Annotated in this window: 20 protein-coding genes and 1 riboswitch; of the genes, 9 read left to right on the top strand and 11 right to left on the bottom strand. The window is 36.3% G+C overall.

Features of this window, described 5'->3' with window-relative positions; genetic code table 11:
* Positions 1–334: 334 nt before the first annotated feature.
* The 3 genes from LCP48_RS22065 (at position 335) to LCP48_RS22055 (ending at position 3,243) form a co-directional block, all read left to right on the top strand.
* The gene (locus tag LCP48_RS22065; RefSeq protein ID WP_225340523.1) at positions 335–1,387 is read left to right on the top strand and encodes an AI-2E family transporter; all 1,053 of its coding nucleotides are present in this window, start codon (positions 335–337) and stop codon (positions 1,385–1,387) included.
* Between the two features lie 65 nt (positions 1,388–1,452).
* The gene (locus LCP48_RS22060; protein ID WP_048394011.1) at positions 1,453–1,986 is read left to right on the top strand and encodes a GNAT family N-acetyltransferase; all 534 of its coding nucleotides are present in this window, start codon (positions 1,453–1,455) and stop codon (positions 1,984–1,986) included.
* A 225-nt stretch (positions 1,987–2,211) separates the two neighbouring features.
* Complete coding sequence (locus LCP48_RS22055) at positions 2,212–3,243, top strand: S66 family peptidase (RefSeq protein ID WP_066037941.1); 1,032 nt, start codon at positions 2,212–2,214, stop codon at positions 3,241–3,243.
* A 42-nt stretch (positions 3,244–3,285) separates the two neighbouring features.
* On the opposite strand, the gene LCP48_RS22050 is transcribed toward LCP48_RS22055, so the two are convergent.
* Positions 3,286–4,629: an MATE family efflux transporter gene (locus LCP48_RS22050; protein ID WP_225340522.1), complete on the bottom strand. Its 1,344-nt coding sequence runs from the start codon at positions 4,627–4,629 to the stop codon at positions 3,286–3,288.
* A complete protein-coding gene (locus tag LCP48_RS22045; RefSeq protein WP_225340521.1) occupies positions 4,616–5,083 on the bottom strand; it encodes a GNAT family N-acetyltransferase in 468 nt (155 codons plus the stop codon). The genes LCP48_RS22050 and LCP48_RS22045 overlap by 14 nt, the downstream gene beginning before the upstream one ends.
* 86 nt (positions 5,084–5,169) lie before the next feature.
* Between LCP48_RS22045 and LCP48_RS22040 the strand changes: the two genes are divergently transcribed.
* The 3 genes from LCP48_RS22040 (at position 5,170) to LCP48_RS22030 (ending at position 8,663) form a co-directional block, all read left to right on the top strand.
* Positions 5,170–6,000, top strand: a complete 831-nt coding sequence (locus LCP48_RS22040; RefSeq protein ID WP_004231620.1) for a MerR family transcriptional regulator — start codon at positions 5,170–5,172, stop codon at positions 5,998–6,000.
* 184 nt (positions 6,001–6,184) lie between these two features.
* The gene (locus LCP48_RS22035; RefSeq protein WP_004231624.1) at positions 6,185–7,486 is read left to right on the top strand and encodes an SMI1/KNR4 family protein; all 1,302 of its coding nucleotides are present in this window, start codon (positions 6,185–6,187) and stop codon (positions 7,484–7,486) included.
* Between the two features lies 1 nt (position 7,487).
* Complete coding sequence (locus tag LCP48_RS22030; RefSeq protein ID WP_202342318.1) at positions 7,488–8,663, top strand: DUF4272 domain-containing protein; 1,176 nt, start codon at positions 7,488–7,490, stop codon at positions 8,661–8,663.
* A 49-nt stretch (positions 8,664–8,712) separates the two neighbouring features.
* On the opposite strand, the gene LCP48_RS22025 is transcribed toward LCP48_RS22030, so the two are convergent.
* The 3 genes from LCP48_RS22025 to LCP48_RS22015 all read right to left on the bottom strand — a co-directional run bounded on the left by LCP48_RS22025 (position 8,713) and on the right by LCP48_RS22015 (position 11,323).
* Positions 8,713–10,125 carry an erythromycin esterase family protein gene (locus LCP48_RS22025; RefSeq protein WP_225340520.1) on the bottom strand — a complete coding sequence of 471 codons (1,413 nt, stop codon included), beginning with the start codon at positions 10,123–10,125 and terminating at the stop codon, positions 8,713–8,715.
* Positions 10,126–10,263: 138 nt separating this feature from the next.
* The gene (locus LCP48_RS22020; protein ID WP_004231651.1) at positions 10,264–10,617 is read right to left on the bottom strand and encodes a hypothetical protein; all 354 of its coding nucleotides are present in this window, start codon (positions 10,615–10,617) and stop codon (positions 10,264–10,266) included.
* A gap of 22 nt (positions 10,618–10,639) precedes the next feature.
* Positions 10,640–11,323, bottom strand: a complete 684-nt coding sequence (locus tag LCP48_RS22015) for a DUF2225 domain-containing protein (RefSeq protein ID WP_004231657.1) — start codon at positions 11,321–11,323, stop codon at positions 10,640–10,642.
* Between the two features lie 333 nt (positions 11,324–11,656).
* Between LCP48_RS22015 and LCP48_RS22010 the strand changes: the two genes are divergently transcribed.
* Positions 11,657–12,430: a Cof-type HAD-IIB family hydrolase gene (locus LCP48_RS22010; protein ID WP_004231659.1), complete on the top strand. Its 774-nt coding sequence runs from the start codon at positions 11,657–11,659 to the stop codon at positions 12,428–12,430.
* Positions 12,431–12,491: 61 nt separating this feature from the next.
* Complete coding sequence (locus LCP48_RS22005) at positions 12,492–13,088, top strand: DedA family protein (protein ID WP_004231661.1); 597 nt, start codon at positions 12,492–12,494, stop codon at positions 13,086–13,088.
* A gap of 30 nt (positions 13,089–13,118) precedes the next feature.
* On the opposite strand, the gene LCP48_RS22000 is transcribed toward LCP48_RS22005, so the two are convergent.
* The 5 genes from LCP48_RS22000 to LCP48_RS21980 all read right to left on the bottom strand — a co-directional run bounded on the left by LCP48_RS22000 (position 13,119) and on the right by LCP48_RS21980 (position 18,977).
* Positions 13,119–13,856, bottom strand: coding sequence for a cyclase family protein (locus tag LCP48_RS22000; protein ID WP_036218851.1), 738 nt, complete (start codon positions 13,854–13,856; stop codon positions 13,119–13,121).
* A gap of 91 nt (positions 13,857–13,947) precedes the next feature.
* Positions 13,948–14,053, bottom strand: a riboswitch (SAM riboswitch).
* Positions 14,054–14,134: 81 nt separating this feature from the next.
* A complete protein-coding gene (locus LCP48_RS21995) occupies positions 14,135–14,539 on the bottom strand; it encodes a YuzC family spore coat inner layer protein (protein WP_225340519.1) in 405 nt (134 codons plus the stop codon).
* A gap of 114 nt (positions 14,540–14,653) precedes the next feature.
* On the bottom strand, positions 14,654–16,225 hold the full coding sequence (locus LCP48_RS21990) for a helix-turn-helix domain-containing protein (protein ID WP_004231668.1): 1,572 nt from the start codon (positions 16,223–16,225) through the stop codon (positions 14,654–14,656).
* Between the two features lie 464 nt (positions 16,226–16,689).
* On the bottom strand, positions 16,690–17,640 hold the full coding sequence (locus tag LCP48_RS21985) for an ABC transporter substrate-binding protein (protein WP_004231669.1): 951 nt from the start codon (positions 17,638–17,640) through the stop codon (positions 16,690–16,692).
* A 152-nt stretch (positions 17,641–17,792) separates the two neighbouring features.
* On the bottom strand, positions 17,793–18,977 hold the full coding sequence (locus tag LCP48_RS21980; RefSeq protein ID WP_004231671.1) for an MFS transporter: 1,185 nt from the start codon (positions 18,975–18,977) through the stop codon (positions 17,793–17,795).
* Between the two features lie 109 nt (positions 18,978–19,086).
* Between LCP48_RS21980 and LCP48_RS21975 the strand changes: the two genes are divergently transcribed.
* Positions 19,087–19,470: a winged helix-turn-helix transcriptional regulator gene (locus LCP48_RS21975; protein ID WP_004231672.1), complete on the top strand. Its 384-nt coding sequence runs from the start codon at positions 19,087–19,089 to the stop codon at positions 19,468–19,470.
* Between the two features lie 50 nt (positions 19,471–19,520).
* Here the strand turns inward: LCP48_RS21975 and LCP48_RS21970 are convergent, their stop codons facing one another.
* Entirely contained in the window at positions 19,521–20,366 is an 846-nt protein-coding gene (locus LCP48_RS21970) for an aldo/keto reductase (RefSeq protein ID WP_004231673.1), read from the bottom strand.
* Between the last annotated feature and the right edge of the window lie 318 nt (positions 20,367–20,684).

Here is a 20,684-nt window from a genome sequence, read left to right as displayed (position 1 = left end):
TAAAAGAACATACAAATTGGATATGCTAGTTTAAAGGGTTATAATAGATTTATAGAATTTTGGCTAATACGCTGGTAAAGCTTTCACAAAGGATAAGAGTTTCGACTTTTTAATTTGACAAGACATACAATTCACTTCAAACCCGCCTTAGGTTTTATACAGACACTTCTAAAAGAAACATACATTTCGTCTTATTTTGAAGGTAGATGGCTATACTCATTAAATGAGAGGGAAATTTTTACATAAGAATGATGCGTATTGTTATAAATCAATTTTATAGTGTAGCCCCTAGGTAGCAGAGGCAGCGAGGCCGTTTTGTAGAAGGAGTGAATAAATGAATAATTTCTTTCGGAGTAATGGATTTAAGCGTTTTATTATTCTAGTTGGGATTGCTCTTGCATTATATTTAATGCGTAGTATGATCAATCTAATTTTACTTACGTTTATTATTACTTATTTGATGAACCAGCTTACTACCAAGACCACGAAAAGCATAAGAAAATATGCGCCGATGAATGAAAAAGCTGTGACGGTAACATTATATCTTTTACTTGTTGCGGGTATTGTAGCTGTTATTTACAAATATTTACCGATTGTGACCCAGCAGATCACACAGCTTTTCGACCTCATTGCAAGTTTTAATCTCGACCCAGATGACAATGAGATTGCGAGATACTTAGCACCGACTTTTGAGAAAATAGAGCTCGGGAAATATTTAGAGCAAGGTGTGGATTTAACTCTTAAAAATATTACGAATATTGGTAAAATCATTATGCAAATATTGATTTCTCTAATTTTGAGTTTATTCATCTTGTTAGAAAAGAATCGTATTATTGAGTTTACAGCTAAGTTTAAGGATAGTAAAATTGGGCCGCTTTACGATGAGCTTCATTATTTCTCAAGAATATTTATCCGCTCATTTGGTAAAGTAATTGAAGCACAATTTATTATTGCTGCTGTTAACTGTGTGTTATCCGTCATTGCCCTTTCTATTATGGGCTTCCCACATTTGATTGCACTTGGGATTATGCTCTTTATTTTAGGCTTAGTTCCAGTCGCAGGCGTTATCATCTCATTAATACCATTAAGTATTATCGCATATAGCATCGGTGGCTTGATGTACATCGTCTATATTTTAGTTATTGTCATGGTTTTACATGCCATTGAAGCTTACTTCTTAAATCCAAAGCTTATGTCTGCCAAAACAGATTTACCGATTTTCTATACGTTTATGGTCATTCTCTTTTCTGAGCATTTCCTTGGTGTATGGGGACTAATCATAGGTATTCCACTATTTATGTTCCTGCTTGATATTCTAGGTGTAACCTCCTCGGAAGACCCTGCGAAGAAATCGGTAAAGGTACACACTGAAAAACAAATGGAATAGTTCCAAACAAAGGAATCATCTACATATATGATGATTCCTTATTTAATGCACAAGAGGTGTTTATATTGATAAAAGGTCAACAGGTCTATTTAAGAGAAATACGTGAAGATGATAGTGATAGTATTATAAGATGCTTTCAAAATGAAGAAATCATGTATATGACAGGAACACGGAATATTTTAACAAAGGAACAAATCAAAGAGGCGATCAAACGCTTTAAAGCAGATTCTTCTCGCTATGATTTTGCTATTTGTTTAGTTGATAATGATCAGGTAATTGGTGATTTGGCGATTATGGAGGTTGATTTAGATAATAAAAAGGCAGTGTTCCGTATAGCTTTACATAATATAGAGAATTGTGGCAGAGGTATGGGTTCAGAAGCAGTTAGGCTTGCTCAAAGATTTACATTTGAGGAGCTAAATCTGAATCGCTTAGAATTACAGGTATATTCACACAATAGTAGAGCAATTAAATCCTATGAAAAGGTCGGCTTTAAAAAAGAAGGTGTTTTGAGGCAGGCCTTGTTTATGAATAATACATTTTCTGATGAAATCATTATGAGTCTGTTGCGTGATGAGTATATGAAAATTCAAAAGTAGAAATTTAACCAGCACAGATTTTTGTGTTGGTTTTTTTTCTGAACACAAGTATAATTGGTAAAAATTTCTGTGTGTGAAGGACAGAAATAGTGTTGAAACTTTCATAGCTGTATTTTTAGTTAAAATGCATTCTAAATCTGATATAGCAAAACTAATTAAGAGACCCAAAATCATCTTGTTGTTGTAAAACAATTATTTTTTGCAGGCATAAAGGAGAGATGGTAAATGAAAATACAATATCCTACTTTAAAAACGCCTCTTACGATTGGCGTGACAGCACCCTCTAGTGGAGTCGAACAGCATCTTCATCTATTAATAACAGAAGCTGAAAAACAATTAATACAAAGAGGAATGAAAGTTATTATTGGAAATACTACCTGGACGCAGCTTAAAGGTAGAAGTACAACAAAAGAAAAGCGAGTCTCTGAACTTATGGACTATTTATTAGATGAGCGAATAGATGTCGTCATGCCACCGTGGGGAGGCAGTTTTCTAATGGAGTTATTACCTTTAATCGATTGGGACGAATTAAAAAAAGCGGGACCCAAATGGATATTAGGGTATTCAGATATTAGTACTTTATCTTTTGTATACACAACCATGACGGGGTACGCATCCGCACATGGGGTGAATTTTACTGAATTATCTGCACCTCAATGGGATGAACTTTCTTCTAAATGGATAGACGTAATTACATGTAAGACTGGTCATTCAATAACTCAAAGCTCTTCTCACTATTTTCAATCGAGCTGGGAGCAAGTTTATAAAAATCCTGCTACAGGATTTTATTTTGACAGTGAAACCGAATGGAAAGTTCTAAACCAAGAGCGTAGTAATCGTATGACAGGTAGGTTGATAGGTGGCTGTTTAAATACATTGCAAATTCTTATAGGTACGCCCTTCGATTACGTTCAATCATTTATTAACGAATATTGCTCTGAGGAAGGAACAATATGGTATTTAGAAAGTGTTGGTATGGATGCAGCAAAAATCTACCGAGCTTTATGGCAATTAAAGTATAATGGTTGGTTCAATAAATGTAATGGTGTTCTAATCGGACGAGCAGGACTATATGAAAATCTAGGGGACTTTACATTGGTGGATGCATTAGGGGATATTTTTGACGAGATGGGAATACCAGTTTTCTATGAAGTAGATATTGGACATGTCCCCCCTCAATTAATTCTAGTGAATGGAGCAGTTGGGGAAGTAATAGTAGAAGAAGGAAGAGGTACGCTAAAAATGCAATTTTGTTAGGCAAACATATTAAAAGGGGACCTTGATGAAGTCCCCTTTCATTTAAGCATGGTCAGGAGATGAAAGGGTTCTTGGATTTTTCCTAATGAACAAGTAAATAAGCAATGCTGTAATTCCTTCTGCTACTGGGAAGGTCCACCAAATAGCCTGCGAGCCAAGTATCTTGGGTAGTATGATGAGAGTAGGGATAAATAAGATAATACTACGTAGTAACATAATTGTTGTAGCAATACGAATTTTTTCAATGGATTGAAAGAATTCTGCGAACACCATGTTGATCCCTAAAAATACATAGCCAATGGCAAAATGTACAAAGCCCTGTGCTGCCATACTCCGAATTTCAAATGAGCTATCTCCAAATAACGCCATTAATTGAGAAGGGAAAAGAAGAGCTATAAGAGCTGTTGTTAATCCTAAAATAAATGCGGTAGCTAAACCGATTTTCAATAAAGCAGTTAATCTTTCAAGTAATCTTGCCCCGTGGTGATAGCTTACTAATGGTTGTAGAGCCATACCGACTCCAAGGAAAATAGTCAGCAAGACAGTATGGATATAATTGACCATTGCATAGGCAGTAACGCCATTCGCACCTAAATAATGTAAAAATGTAACGTTATACAAAATAACGATAACTGCAACGGAAGCTTCAACAATAAAGCTAGGTAAACCTATAGCAAAAATTTTTTTCAAATCTGATAGATTTAAAAATGAAGTGACAAATTTTAATTCAGATTGAGGACGGAAAAAATGAAGACATAGCACAGACGTACCTATAATTGTAGCTATTGCTGTCGCTAAGGCACAGCCAGTCACGCCATAATCTAGTACGAAGATGAAAACATAATTTAAGAGTATATTCAAAGCCGATGTTGTAATTAAGCCCAGCATAGCCAATTTTGGGTTGCCGTCATTCCGAATAAAAATACTTAATAAATTTTCAATTGTGTAAAATATCCCAAAGAGCAAAATTACATGTAAATACTCCTGCACATATGGATACGTATCATCGCTCGCTCCGAATATATAAGAAATATCCTTTAGATTTAACGCGAGAAATCCAATAATTGTGATGACAACCACTAGCATTGTAGAAAACGCCAATGTAAATAGTTGATGGGCACGTTGCTTATTGCCCTCTCCTAGAGAAATCGAGAAAAGAGTAGCTCCTCCCATGCCAATCCATAGAGAAATAGAGAGCAAAATAGAGAAAATAGGAACAGCTATATTCACTCCAGCTAACGCTGTAGGTCCCACACCATGACTAACGAAAATGCCATCTACCAATATATTGACGGACATTAAAAGCATCCCGATCATTGCAGGGAATAAGTATGAAAAAAATAATGGTTTCAGTGGCTTTGTTTCAATTGGATTAATGGTTGTCATAACCATGCACCTCCAAAACCATTACTTTTTCCCCTTTATCATCTAGCTCACCATTAAATATAAAACCGAATTGTTTATATAGCTGGATAGCTACAGCGTTATTGTCATATACACTTAAATATATCTGAGGACAGTTGAACTTTACTGTTAAATATTGAATAAGTTGCTGTAAAAAATGTTTTCCCAAACCTTGTCCTTGGTATTGTTCTGCAATTAGATAGCGATCAAGCCATACTCGTTGACTATAATCATCATGAGGGAATAGGCCGTACATAGCGAAGCCTATAGCGGTGTTATCTTTATACAGACCTAAAGGCGTAAAGCGTCCATCCATTTTCGCATCTGCTAAGCATTGTTCTGTAGATTCAATAAAATGTTGCTGATTGTCAGCGATACGTAATGCTAAAATTTCTTTCTTGTTAAAAACTGTAATGTCACGAATCTCCGTGAACATAATGTCAAAACCTTTCTATTTTTATTTTGAATAGGTACAATCTAAAGTATATAGTAACTATATAGTCAAGGGAGGAAACTCAAAAAGTGCTTAATAAAAATGTAAAGTATTTTACAACTGGTGAATTTGCTAAATTATGTAAGGTCAATAAACAGACACTTATTTATTATGATCAAATTGGTTTATTATCTCCCATCATGAAGGATAGTAAGGATTATAGGTATTATTCACTTGCTCAATATGATTTTTTCGGTGTTATTGAATTATTAAAGGCAGTGGGGATGTCCTTAAAGGATATTCAACACTATATGGCAGAGAAATCACCTGAAAATTTTTTAGAATTGATGCACCAACAAAAAGAGCATGTTGCGAAGAAACGTAGAGAACTAGAAATGATTGAAAATATTATTGATGTCAAAATCAAAATGACAGAGGAAGCACTGCATCTAAATTTTAAGGACATCACGATTGAGTATTTTCCTGAAGATACATTATATTTGAGTAAAAATATTGAGAATTCTACAGAAGAGCAGTTTGTGAAGGCTGTATCTGACTTTATTGAGGAATTGGATCGCTCTCAATTAGATACAGGGTATCCCATTGGAGGGATAACAAGAAGAGAGCAAGTGTTAGCTGGGAATTACGATAACTATAGTTATTTGTATATTGAGCAGCCTCATCCAAGAGAAGGGCATCCTTATTTTAAGGCGATAGAGGGTGAATTTTTGATTGGTTATCATGTAGGCGCCTCCTCAAAACTTGGTGAGACATACACACGGTTATTTAACGTCATGTATGAAAAGGGTTATGAGCTAGGTCAGTATGTATACGAGGAATACATTTATGATGCCGTAATGAAAAATCGAGAAGAAGAGTATGTAACCAAAATTATGATGGAAGTAAAGAAAGTAAAATAATTCATTAAGACGTAATTGAAAAGAATGAATATAGCTGAGTCATTTATCATATACGAACGTTTAGATGGCAGTAAAATAATAGCATTTTGTCATTCTATTTAAAGTTAGCCTAATCAGTAAATGATTTCCTGACGATAAATAAGAAGTATGACATCACATGAGCCTTATATGGAGGTTAGAGACAATGTGGATTGAGCGTTGGAATCATTTGGTAGAGCGGTTGAAGCAGCAGGGAGCTTATGTTCATCCGATTGAAATACGGCCAGTCGCTACCGAGCAAGAGTTACAGCAGCTTGAGGAAAGACTTGGAGTACAAATCCCTAATGGGTTTCGTCAACTATTGAAAAATTGCTCAAAGCAAGTAAGTATTTATTGGTCATTACCAGATGAGGCGATACTTCCCACTGAATTGCTAGATACGCCTTCTGGTGAGTTTGGCTGGAGCCTAAAAGCTCTAGACTTTCCTTACTTTGGAGAGAATGATGAATCGTATGAACAGCAATATTTACAATTTTTTACGGCTGGTAATGGAGATGCTCTTCTTCTTAAGCTTGACGACGAAACCGTTTGGTATTGGAGCCATGAAGAAGATGAGCTTGATTTGCTTGCTGCCAGCTTTCATTCGTACGTTGATAATATGACGGCTTTAGGCTGTATTGGAGTAGACTGCGGACAGCATCGTCAATTTTGTAGTGAAAATGGATTGGATATTGAATTGGATCGCTCACAATTATGGCTAACTTGGCTAGAACAATATTTAAGCTCTAATTTACAGCAGGCTCAATCCAGCTTAGCATCTTTACTTCATTATGTTTCCATGCATGGTGTCAAAAAAACAAGCGTGCAAGAGGCATTTTTGCATTTTGATGGAGTACAGGTGTATCAGGCTCTTCGACATAAGTTAGAGCGAGCTCAATCTCAATCAGAACAAAAGGCGTGGAGTGAAATTTTAGTCAAGATATGTCCGAGTGAGGCGGGAAATTGGGCGAGAGAACTTTGGCAAGGACAGATTGACGTACCTGACTGGCTGCGTGATTATGTAACAGTACATTGTTTGCCAGTTAATGAAGGACAATCTTTTATCTTAATGGATATCGAAAAAGATAGAATTGATGCCTATACTGCCCTATATCGTCTACGCCAATTTCACCATCCAAATATTATAAACTGGATGAGATCCTATGTCACGTTTCCTATTGATGGGTGGGATACACTTTTAGCTGAGTCACAACCAAGCGCAGAGACGTTATACGAGTGGTTAAATGGCAACGAAGTAGAGAGGCTAACATCCATCCGAGCCGTTTGTCAGATGATGCAGCGGGGAATCACACCAACAACTATGATAGACGAAGAAAAATGGCGTCCTTTACTGGCGTATTGGGTTGAACATGAGGTGCTACGGAAAAATAAACAGCTGTTTAGCCAAGCGCTTAGTTGTTTGGAAAATTGGTTATTAAAATGCTATATGCGACTAAGGAGAGAGTAGATTGAACCATTTTACGATATTCGCTTCCAAAAATGATACAGATGATATTCAGGATAAACTATCCGATGTATTGGCAAAAAGCTTCATTATTGAAAAAGATGAAAACGAATATTTATTAAAATCAAGAGGTTTATTTAATAAATATAGATGTTCTATAAACATTTTAACTGAAGATACGAACCCTGATTATTTTGCAAAAAATATACCTGGAATGATGGGCTTTTACGATAAAATTCCATTTAAAGATGAACAGCTAAAAGAACGCATAATGATTCAAATATCAGTGTTCAATACGGTCGTTGCAATCGAAATGGACAAAGAGATGACAGAAGACCATATGCAGCAATTTATAAAATTACTAGCAAGCATAGGGGGGATTGGTTTCCTATCAGATGGTACTTTGTTGGATCAGAACGGTATAGTTATTGTTTATCCTAATGGAGAATCAGGTCCATCTGATTTTCAACCACATGCTTGCACAAGAAAGATACATGCACAAGAGGTCACATCAGCACAGGGAGAGGCACGAAAAAATAGAACGATAGCTTTTTTAACAGAGAAGGAGATACCTTATGCGTCTTCGCTTCCTCAGCTACCACCAGTAGAAAATCTTCAATTTAAAAGCCAAGAGGATATTGCAAGAAGAGCGGTTGCCCTGTTGATTGTTATTCAATTTGCTTGTGATGTAGCACAGAAGGGTGATATTGAGGGGTCTAGAGAGTTCTTTACCAATATGCTACGTACATATGAGGTGCATGAATTTTTAACGGAGCATGAAAAATGCTTTCTTGAGGCTCAGCATCCTGGTGCTCAAGAAGCAGTCAATATATCATGGCAATATGAAGCCTATTGGATACTTATTTGGGCATTGGGTCTTGTGGAAGAGCTAAATTTCCCTGACGATGTATGTGATTGTGAATTTGCAATTCAAGTAGTTTCTCGTTGCGAGACATTTGAGCAATTTTATGGTCAAACGGTACTGCGCAGTAAGGAAGATATAGTGGATGAGGCGGATAAAATTTACAGATTACATTGGGCTTGTGTAGATAGCCGCATCAATGGACAAGAAGCTCCTTTAGCATTAAATGAAAGTGTTGTGATGGAAAGACGGAGGGGCTTATTTTGGATGATTGGATATCAAGGCGAAGAATGGGATACTATATCGATGAATACTTAAAACAATAGCAAACTAGGAAATCTAGTTTGCTATTGTTTAATAAGAGAGATTATTTGATATAAGTTGGTTTATTCACCTGATCTATTAAAAGTAGACCATCGTATTGGTCGCGCGGAACAAGAATTTCCTGTATCATTCCCCAACTATAGGATAAGCGTGGTTCAAACATCCATGAATTGCCTCGTTCATTTTGACGATTGCGTAAATCGATGAATGTGTAAGGTTTATTTGTTGAAGACAGAATATCTTCAATAGATCCTTTGACAGGAGGTAAAACAGGCATAGGTTCTCCCATATTATTTGCTGTCTCTCCACTAGTCATGTATAGACCTAAGACATAGCTATATTTCTTATAGATATCAGGTAAACGTTCCCCCATTAATTTAACTGGGTAAGGAGATCCCATTACATCCGATTGTGCTTTACGAATATGATCGTTATGAGCCCATACAATAAACTTTTCTGTTGGGTACACCTCTTCAGCTAACCAAAGTAAGTTCTCCATCATCGCTTGATCTCGCCATTCCATAGTTTGCAAAAATGCTTCTATATTATTTTGTTCAATGTCGATATTGGACTGAATTGTTAACTCTATATATTCGTCTGCTAGTCGAATACGATCTGCTAGAGTGCGATCCATTAGTTTTACAATATGAGGCTCTTTTGGATAAGCTGCCTGTAGCTCTTTTTCTTTGATTTGTATTTGTGATTTTACCTGTTTATACACATCAATTATAGTAGCTTTTACTTTTTGATAGCCCTTCAAATCTTTTCCCGAGCTCCATTCAGCAAGTTGCTTCTCAGCTTCATTGAATTGCTGAGCCAACTTGGGGTTTTGCAGCCAATCTCCGTTCGTAAATGCTCCTTGCTGTTGAATATCGAAGCCAGTAAGTACAAGAGGTTGCTCGGTTGCTTGCGTCGATTTTGCATAGTCAAACAGAGGCAACGTTTCTTTTGTCCACCAAACGCCGAAAATGGCATCCTTCATCGTTTGTAGAGCTGCTTGTTTATCAATTTGTCCTTGAGCATTCATCACATTACCCATACCACTTTCAAAGGCAAGGACATTATAGCCCATATCTTGATGTAAAAATTGTATTAAACGTGTTTTCGCTAGATTGAATTGCGCCACTCCATGAGAGCTTTCCCCTAAAAAGACAATACGTTTATCATGTAATAAAGGTTTTAGCATCTCTAAATCGTCAAATTTGTTAGCGGGAATTTTTTGTCCGTTAAACGTTTCAGGCTGGATGGATGACAGGCTGTATGCATGGTCATTCGCCCATTTTTTCCAATCAAGTAATGCTTCATTAGAAGTCCTAGCTTGTTTGACGGCAGAATCGTTTTTAATAATCTCCTCATTTACAGGGACAGCAGCAGAGACATTTACTACTCCACTTACTGTCATTAAACTTGCCAGTGCAAAACTTAATAAAACCTTATGCTTCCTAGCTTTCCTCATTAATTATCAGCCCTTCACTTTATATTGATACTAATTATAGAAAGGCAAGTTTAAAGTTTAGGAAGAATTTGTTTAAAATTAGTTTAAATTTAGTATGTAAAAAAGAAAAACACCTCCATTTGATGGAGATGTTGGATGTTATTTATAGTGATACGTACTTGCTCTTACATGGTTACGTTGAATTTGGTTAAACCATGCACGATCCTTTTCTTCTTGTTTTAATGTCCCAACAATGGAGGAAGAGCAGCTCACGCAAATTTTAGCTTGCGTAATCTGTCCACATCGTTCGCATGGCGCCCCTAAATTAGGAAAAATGGAGTTCTTTAATTTTCCTCCTTTTACCCATTTGTAAAGCAGCTCAGATGATACGCCTGTTAGAGCGACAACTTCTTCGTTTGTTAGGTAGCGATTATTTTTTCTTAATAAAAAATGATGTAGCTCTGAAAATATATCCTCTTCTCTCACATCAATTTTCTTTTGAAATAGCAACATAATTAGTCATCTCCTCGTCCCATTAATTAATGATTTCATTAATTGTTATGGGTTGTTCGTCATATTTATAATTTTCCCAACGATTGCGTGCAAGCTTGCGATATTTTGGCGAAACATTTCGATCAGCGATTAAGCGTGAAAATCCTTTTTTTGCTTCAGGAATATCACCAAGTCGAAGGCTTAATTCAGCATGTAAAAACTGAATTCTCTCTCCACCTTCTTGATTAGAGGCAAAGGATTTACTATAAAAGTCTCTAGCTGCAAAAAGATAACGCTTTTCGGATTCTTCGTCCTTTTTTAATCGATAGAGCCAAGCAATTTTTAAAGCGAAATTCGCCATTAAAAGAGATTCTTCCATTGACGCACGGGATACTAAATAGGCGAGCTTAAAACTGATAATGGCATTATCAATTGTACGTTCCTGACAGATATCCATAGGTTTCTGGAGCTCTTTAATGTATAGTTCATCAATGAGTAGCATGAAAGGTCCATATGTTCGTGTCATAGATTTATGGTAGGCATAGCCACAATGTGGACATACAGCAACTTCATATAGCAAAGGGTTTAGACCATCGTAAACAGGCATGAAATCCGTTTGTTCTTCGATAATTTTATATCGATTAGGGCGAACTTTATATGTTGTAAACTGCTTTTTGCAAAATTTACAATCAACACTACTTTCATAGTAGTAAATGTTAAATGCCATAAGAATCAACTCCTTTGCGTGTTCTAAATTTTTATTTCTTTTGTTCTATTTATACGTAAGATTTTATCGTTCAATGTATTTAAGTTATTATCTTTTATTTTAACAATTTTGTGTTCTTTGGTATACTCCTTTAGAATTATTAAAATAAAAATATTCAAGGAATTTTTAGTTAAATATTATTATAAATACGCTTGTAATAGTTTTTATCGGTGGTGTAAATGGAAGTTGTATAGTTTACTTAAATTTTGTCAAAATACTTTCACATATTTCAAGCGAGAAAAATTATAAATTTAATTTTATTGGTTCTAAATAACTATAATGGAGATACTCAAAATGAAGTGTAATATCGTGTTTTTTGATGTAGACGGCACATTGATTAATTACGAGGATGGCTGTGTGGAAGAAAGTACAAAACAAGCTATTCAACTATTGCAAGAAAAGGGAATCCATCTTGTAGCGGCTACTGGAAGACCCTTATCTATGTGCTATGAGTTAAAAGCGCTGGGGATTGAAACCTTTATTACAGCAAATGGAGCCTATGTGAAACATAAGGAACTTGTCATACATAAAACTCCGATTGCCAAAGAAATTGTCCACAATGTACAGGCTTTTGCACAGAAACAGCAGCATAGCCTAACATTTTTTACAGAGCAGCTATCCATGAATAGCATACAAAGTCCAGTAGCTTTAAGAGCGATGCAAGAAACTTTATCTTTACGGGATTTTCCACTTATAAATGAAAGAATTGTAGATGAAGAGGTTTTTCTCATGTGTTTATATGCGGATGAGCTGGCAGAAAAAAGATATACTAGCCAATTTTCGAATATATTTTTACAGCGTTGGCATCCTTATATTGTGAATGTATTACAGCAGGATGTTTCGAAGTCTATAGCTATTAAAGCGGTGCTTGATTATTTTAATATTGACCCTAAGAATGCGATTGCCTTTGGGGATGGGGATAATGATATTGATATGTTGGAGTATGTAGGAGTAGGAATTGCTATGGGAAATGGTAGTAAAGCTCTAAAAAGAGCTGCCAATTTTGTTACAAAGAAATCTACGGATGGCGGTATCAATTTTGCTTTACGTCAGCTTCAAGTCATTTAGAGCGCTGAGGTTACACTATATATAGCAGGTAGATTTTAATAAATTTTAGGTGGGATGATTTATGGCACATCACGTGCAGTCTCTAATTGAACATTACGGATACTTTGGGATTATCGTGATTCTAATTGGAGGTATTGTTGGGGTGCCACTTCCTGATGAGGTGTTTCTAACTTATGTAGGCTATAGTGTTTACCGAGAAAGTCTTGAACACATTCCTGCTTTGGGCAGTGCAATGATTGGTGCGGTTGGAGGCATTACCTTAAGCTACTATATTGGTTATCGTTTTGGCTTACCGTTACTGCAGAAATATGGCCCTAGAATTCATATTACAGAGCAAAAAATTGACTTTACGAAAAAGATGTTTACAAAAATAGGACCTACCCTATTATTAATTGGCTATTTTATTCCAGGAGTACGCCATTTGACAGCATATATTGCGGCTATTAATAATTATCCTTATAGAAAGTTTGCGCTTTTTGCCTATATAGGGGCATTTATTTGGACGTTCACATTTATATCATTAGGAGAGATGCTTGGAGAGAAATGGCGATTTGTTGGATACTATTTAACTCATTATAGTATCTATCTTATCCTTTTATTTATTGTAGGGATGCTTATTGCTTACTTTTTATTCAAAAAAAGAAATGGACAAACATAAAAGTCGGTATACGCTATACCGACTTTTATGTTATGGCAAAATAGCAAATGAGCGCACAGGGAAGCCAGATGCTTTTTCTGGCTTAGGTACGATATTGAAGATGATAGCGCCTTTCGCAGGTAGCTTGTCTAAATTAGTCATTAGCTCAATTTGATAGGTGTCTTGGTCAAGCACAAAATATTCGCCATCTAGCTTGCCATTTTTACGAAAATTAGCAGCAGAGTCTGTATCGAATGTTTCATGACCAATTGCGCTTACCTTACGTTTTGTTAGTAAAAACTGTAAAGCTTCTAAACCCCAGCCAGGGATATGGTTATGTCCATCTGCATCCTTATTACTGAAAGCCTCTTTATCTGGCCAGCGCTTACTCCAATCTGTACGTAATGCAACAAATGTTCCTGATTCAATTTCTCCATGCTTGTCCTCAAAATTAAGAATATCTTCTACACTTAATGTAAAATCATGGTTGCTCGCAGCCTCTTGTGATTTATCAATAACAACAAGGGGGAGAACAAGCTCTTTTAGTTCTAATTCTTCTAAGTAGCGAGTATCTCGCACAAAATGAATGGGTGGGTCGATATGTGTGCCATATTGACCAGGGAACGTGAATTGTTGAGCGAAGAAACCATCCTTATGAGAAAATAATGTTTCAAATTTAGCGTCCTCAAACATAAAAAAATGTGGTGAATTAGGGCCGAAAGTATGTGTTAAGTCAACCCACTGTTTCGATTTTAATAATTCCAATGCTTGCAAAAGTTCATTCGACATCGATTTCCCTGCTTTCTGTAAAAAATAGTGGTAAATAAAAAGGAGTCCCCTAATAGAAGAGGACTCCTGCTTGAAACAACGGTAGTTCTTCTTCTCATCTTCAAGGCTGATCATTTTGCCAATTGGAATTAGCACCATACTGTTAGCTGGTTGCTGAGACTTCATCGGGCCAATCCCTCCGTCTCTCTTGATAAGAAAAGTAATATAAGAATTTTCAGAAATAACAATACAAACACTTTAGCATAGTTTTTTATAGTTTACAAGTTCACTAGGAATTTTCACCAATTCAAATTTAAGGTGACTCCACAACAATCATGATCAATAAGACGTATTCTAAAACTGTCTGGTGTATAGTTTGTTTCAAATTTCACCGTAATGCCTGTTGATGTGATTAATTTTTCAACCTCTGTTTTATTTGAAAGTTGAGCAGCATTCATTAAATCATGTGCGAATTGTTGGGAGCTATCTATTTTATCCGTAAGTAATTGGGCTTGTTGCATCATCGCCTTTATCCGTGATGCTGAAGCTTTTAATTTGTGTGTATCGATAGGTGGAAAAGGATTATTGGTCGGCATTGCTAGATGTTGCGAAAAGGGTCTAGTGGTAAAATGATTAGCGATAGGCGATGTTGGATAATGATAGGGATGCACAAAATACGGATAAGGATTGTAATACAAGGTCATTCCTCCTATCCTATAACTGATACCTTATCTTATGTAGCCAAACGGCTTTCGGTGTTATTAGCAGTGCAATGTTTAGGACAAACATTTAAAAAGGAAGCTAAAGTAAGCTTCCTTTTAGCCAAGTACATTCAAGACATCATCAATTTTTTTACTATGTGATAAAATGCCATAATTCATCCATGTTAAAAAGTCTACTTCATAGACACAGTTGCTTTTAACGGCAGCTAGGTTTTTCCAAGTAGGAGTTTTTAAAATAGCACGTTCCTCATTTTCATAAATGGAATGTTGTTTATCAAAGGTAATAAATAAATGATCAGCATCTAATTGCAACAATTGAGCAAATGTCAGTTGTGCTTTACGTTGATTGTGCGGAATACTCCATACTAGTGAATGTGGCATTAAACCTAAGTCACGATATAAAATGGGGCCCGTATAGCCACATTCAGGGCCCGCGTATAGAGTAATGCCAATGGCTGAAATACGGAGAAATGCCACACTTTGCCTATAAACAGATTTGCTAAGAATTCCTTTTGCTTGTTGTACTTTATCTTCATATTGTAGGATTACGTCTTGCATCAAGGAGGTTTTTCCTGTTAGATCTGCAATTTTAAATAAAGTAGATTGCCAATTCTCTCCAGGGTGTGAGAGATGGCAGACGGGGGCTACCTCATTTAAATGGTGAAAGGATTCCCAACGCTCTACACCAGAATCTAGCATAATTAAAGTCGGCTTATAGTAAAGGAGTCGATCCATTTCTCTATTTTGTACATCGATATCTGGCACTTCCTGTAGACCTAAATAGTCTTGTTTTCCCCATTTTGCATGACTGAATTGAGCAATTGGCGTAATCCCAAGCGCAACAAAGAAATCTTCTAAGAATGGTGCAAATACACGTAGATGGCTGCTTTGATTTCTTCGATATTGTCCTGGAGAGATGCCGACATGTTCTTTAAAACGACGATTGAAATAATACTCATTATTAAATCCGACAGATTGGCTAATTTCAAATACTCGATCATTTGTTGTCATTAATAGTTGCTTAGCTTTTTCAATACGTATGTTATTTAAATAGTGAAGGGGAATTTGTCCCGTAATATCTTTAAAAATGCGCGTATAATTCCACCTTGGTACGTCAGCTAGCTGTGCTAGCTGCTCAACTGTCCACTCCTTTTCAAAATGTTTATGTAAATGGTTAATGGACTGCTCAACAGATTGGCGATCATTTTTTTGCATCTGCTTGGGTATGGTTTGATGTAAGAGCAATAACATCAGCTCTTGAAAGTGCACATGCTGCTCAAAAATCGTGTGTTCATGCTCCGCTAACCGGTTCTGATAGATGACTTCTAGCAGTCTATGACATTGTGAAAAGGGGAGAAGATGTCGTTCGATGATACTTGTAAAATGACTATATGAATTCTGACTATTGCTGAGATTGACAATGTTGAATTGTAATTGATAAAAACAAAGGTGCTCACTTTGAATGTGGATACTAACCGTGTTATTTGGCGGTATCAATATGCACTTTTCTTCACTAAAATGAATGGTGTCATGATCTATTTCTAGTTTTCCACTACCATTCATTACGATGAAAAGTGTATAGAAATCACTACTAATCAATAATTTTTTTGATGATTGAATTGCATAAGAGATATTTTGTAACGTATAAACATGTGTTAAGTTACCCATTGATAATTCACCCCTTTGTGTTGAATTGGCATAACAACACAAAGAAAGCCCTCATTAAGAGCGTTCTTCATATTGTTGAAAAAGATCATATGACTAGTAGAAAAAGCCCGTTTAGCAAGGCAAGGGGTTGATTTCCGCTCCGCCAGCGTCCTTTCCAGGGGGCGTCCGATGAGCCGCTTCACTCACTTACGTTCGCTCCAGGGTCTCATCTGTGACACTAAATCCCCTTGGAGTGACGCTGGCTCCACTCCAATCAACTATGCTGCTAACGTGTCTTTTCTTCTTTCGTACTAGCAGTAGGGAACAAAAAAGTCTATTAAAGAGAGAATAGGCACTTATTTCAATGTGAAGAAGTGATGAGTGACAACACCTATCCATGTTCTCCTTCACAAAAGTGCTATTGATTATTTTGTTTTTTAACACTAAGCCAAAGAAAGCCCTCGTTAAGAGCTTTCTTTTGAAAATTATTTGACGAACCATTTCTCTAGATCATCATACTTTAGCAAATTGGCTGTGATTGCGCCTGATTGCCAATATGTGCGGTCAGCGATATAGACGTGCCCATTTTTTACAGCAGGGAGTGTTTTCCATAGTGTACTATCTAACCATTTAATAGCTTCTTGGTTTTCTTTAGACTCCCATGTACCGTTTGAAGGGAAAAGGATGATATGATCCGCATCTAATTCCGTGATAGCCTCTTCTGATAAGACCTCTTGGGACTCTGCCATATCATGGGCTAATGGATGTGGTGTTAAGCCTGTCTCTGTGTAAATATAGCCAGAGTAGCGATTTTTAATGCCAAATAGCGCTAATGTATTATCTGCTACATTTAGTCGTACAACAGCGACTGTTTCGTCTCCAATTGATTCATCTAGTTTTGCTTTTAAATCGGAAACACGTTGTTCATATCGATCAACCATTTCTTTTGCTTTATCTGGAATATTTAAAACATTAGCTATTGTTTTTGCAATTTCACGTGGATCTTGTAGAATATCTTCCTTCAAGCGGTAAGTAGGCGCTACCTTTGAGTACTCCTCATACTTTGCTTTATCTGCGGCACCATCTACAATGATTAAATCAGGCTTGGCTTGTAATAATGTTTCCATGCTACCAGTAATGTCGAACTCAGGGACATCTAATCCTAAATAATCCTGTTTTCCCCAAGATGGGTGATACCATTGCACAACGGGTTTTACATCCAAAGCAGTTAAATAGTCTTCCAAATAGATAGCAGCTACACGCTGTGGATTTGTAGGAATTTCTACTTTTCCAAACTCGTCTTCTACAATTCTTGTATCTTTAGATGATTGTTCTTCTGTAGCTGTATCCTCTTTTACTTCATTTGAGCCACAGGCACTTAATACGAATATTAGTGCAAAGAAAACTACAAATGAAAAATATCGACCTCTACGCATTTTATTCACTCCTATAGATTTACTAAAACAGTATTCCTTTAAATTAGAATGATAATCATTCTCGTTTGGTTCAAGTAAATTATAGGATACAACATATCAACAAACAATACACATTCTCTACTACTTTTTTATACAAAATGAAATTCAGAGAGTTATTGTTTTTTGTTATCGAAAAGTAACCATAAAAGTGTAACAATTGCTGCTAGCATAACCATCAGGAATCCGTATATAGGCGTATGCGCCAACGATTGGTGGCGAATAATAAAGCCTCCGATATATGAGCCTAAAAATATGCCTATGTTGAAAGCGGAAATATTCAATGCTGAGGCCATTGAAATTGCTGATGGAATATATTTTTCAGATAGTAGAACAGCATATAGCTGCAATCCTGGGACATTCATAAACATAAACAATCCCATTGTCAGCACCATCATTAATCCCATAATAGGTGATTCAAGAGTAAAGCCAATGCCAAGTAATGCCAATGCAAGTCCAACAAAAATAATAAAGATGGAACGTAGTGGATTATGATTAGCAAAATGACCACCTAGAGTATTACCGATAGCTACACAAATACCATAGACAACTAGAATAATGACGACTGCATGTGGGGAATACCCCATATATTGCTCTAAAATAGGTGAAACATATGTGTAGACAACAAAAGCACCGCCGTATCCAATTGCGGTAATAAATAGTATTAAGATCATTCGAATATTGCCTAATACTTTGCCAATATCACGAATAGAGATGGGATTGCCTTTCGATAATTGGCTAGGTACTAACAATGCATTACTAAATAAACCGACAATTCCAATGACGACAATAAAAATGAATGACATACGCCAATCTGTTACTTGTCCAATAAATGTACCGAGTGGGACACCTGTTACAGTAGCTAATGTTAAGCCAGTAAACATAAAGGCGATAGCACTTGCTCGTTTATTTGGTTCCACTACATCGGCTGCTATAACAGAAGCGATGGACATAAACACACCATGTGCTAATGCTGAAATAATACGTCCGATTAATAGTAAAGCGAAATTAGGAGCTAAAGCGACTGCTAGGTTACCCACTATAAAAATGGACATGACAAGCAATAATACGGTTTTTCGACTAAGGCGGGATGTTAGAGCTGTTAATAATGGAGCCCCAACAGTTACCCCTAGTGCGTATATAGAAACGGTTAAGCCAGCTGTGCTAAGAGAAATACCAAAGTCATCTGTAATTAATGGTAAAAGTCCGACACTGATAAATTCAGTGGACCCTATACCAAATGCACTGATAGCAAGTGCTAGTAAGGTGAGTTTAGCATTTGGCTTTTTTGATTTTGACATTTTACTACGATCTCCTTTGCTTTTTTTATTTTGTGTAGTAATATTCATACATACCAAAAAGATATGTAGAGTACTTTTCGTTACTTTTGGATATTACAGGAGGTTTACGATGCAAAAAGTTTACAATATTGGTGTCGAAGCTACACTAGAAGTTATTGGGGGTAAATGGAAACCAGTTATTCTTTGTCATTTAAACCACCATGGTAAAATTCGAACAAACGAATTTCGACGATTGATTCCAGGTATTTCACAAAAAATGCTCACAAACCAATTAAGGGAACTGGAGCAGGCTGGGTTAATCAATCGAAAGGTCTTCAATCAAGTACCACCAAAAGTTGAGTATTCATTAACACCTTATGGACAAGGAATGGAACCAATTCTGAACATGCTTTGTACGTGGGGTGAAAAACATGTTGAATTATTACAGGATAAAGGTGAAGATGTTCTGTTAAAACAACGTGATGATGATATCGCCATGCAGCAGACATCATAATGAGGGGAGAAAGAGACTGTCATATACAAGACAGTCTCTTTCCTCTTTTTTTATAGAGCAAAGTCAAATTCATCTGGATTTGGTCCAACACGTTGTTCACGATTCATCTCATTGATTAATGCCATTTCTTCGTCTGTTAAAGTAAAGTCAAAAATATCAGCGTTTTGCATCATACGCTCTCTACGTACTGATTTTGGAATTGTAATTACTCCATTTTGTACATCCCAGCGTAAAATAACCTGAGCATTTGATTTTGTGTATTTTGTTGCGATTTTTGAAATTGTTTCATCTTCAAGAAGTCCACCTTGCATTAAAGGTGCCCATGCTTCAAGTTGAATTTGGTGCTTGTCACAGAATGAACGAAGCTCCACTTGTTGTAAGCGTGGGTGGAATTCCACTTGGTTCACAACAGGTTTAATACGAGCAAATGATAATAAGTTTTCCAAGTGTGCTACAGTGAAGTTACATACACCGATTGCTTTGATCTTGCCTTGTTCATATAGGTCTTCAAGTGCTTTCCACGATTCAGCATATTTATCTTTACCAGGCCAATGAATTAGATAAAGATCTAAATAATCTAATCCTAATTTTTTTAGGCTCTCTTCATATGCTGCAGTTGTTTCATCATAGCTTAAACCATCGTTCCATACTTTAGATGTGATAAACAAATCTTCACGACGTAAGCCAGTAGATACTAGAGCTTGTTTAATACCTTCTCCTACACCTGTTTCATTGCCATAAATAGCAGCAGTATCTATACTTCGATAGCCAACCTCAATAGCGTTTTTTACCATCTCAGCTGTAGCATCATTTTCTACTTGAAAAACCCCTAAACCCATACCAGGCATTTGAAGCTCATTATTTAAAGTCATTGTATCTTGTAAATGAGTAATCATTTTTAGTCCTCCATGTTTTGTGATTATTTGATTGCTTACTCATTATGCTGCTAAGAAACTCTCAAAAAAAGTACGTACTTTTTTGTGTCATAGAAACGTAGAGGTAACTTTTGTGAGCTGGCAATGATTTGAGGAATAAAAATATTTATTGATGAAGTTAAAAATGTCACACCTGATTGGTCTTAACAACTAGTAAAAAATATTGAGTGGCCTACAAAAAGTCTTTGGAGACAATTAATCAAATATTTTTCTTGCGGTAATAAAAGGAAATATACGTTCGGTAGAGAATTAAAGTAGTAATACTTTAAAAAGGGGATT

It is taken from the genome of Lysinibacillus capsici, assembly GCF_020217405.1.
Lineage (GTDB): Bacteria > Bacillota > Bacilli > Bacillales_A > Planococcaceae > Lysinibacillus > Lysinibacillus capsici.
The sequence above is the reverse complement of the archived record's forward strand: the minus strand, read 5'-3'. Positions and strand labels throughout refer to the sequence as shown.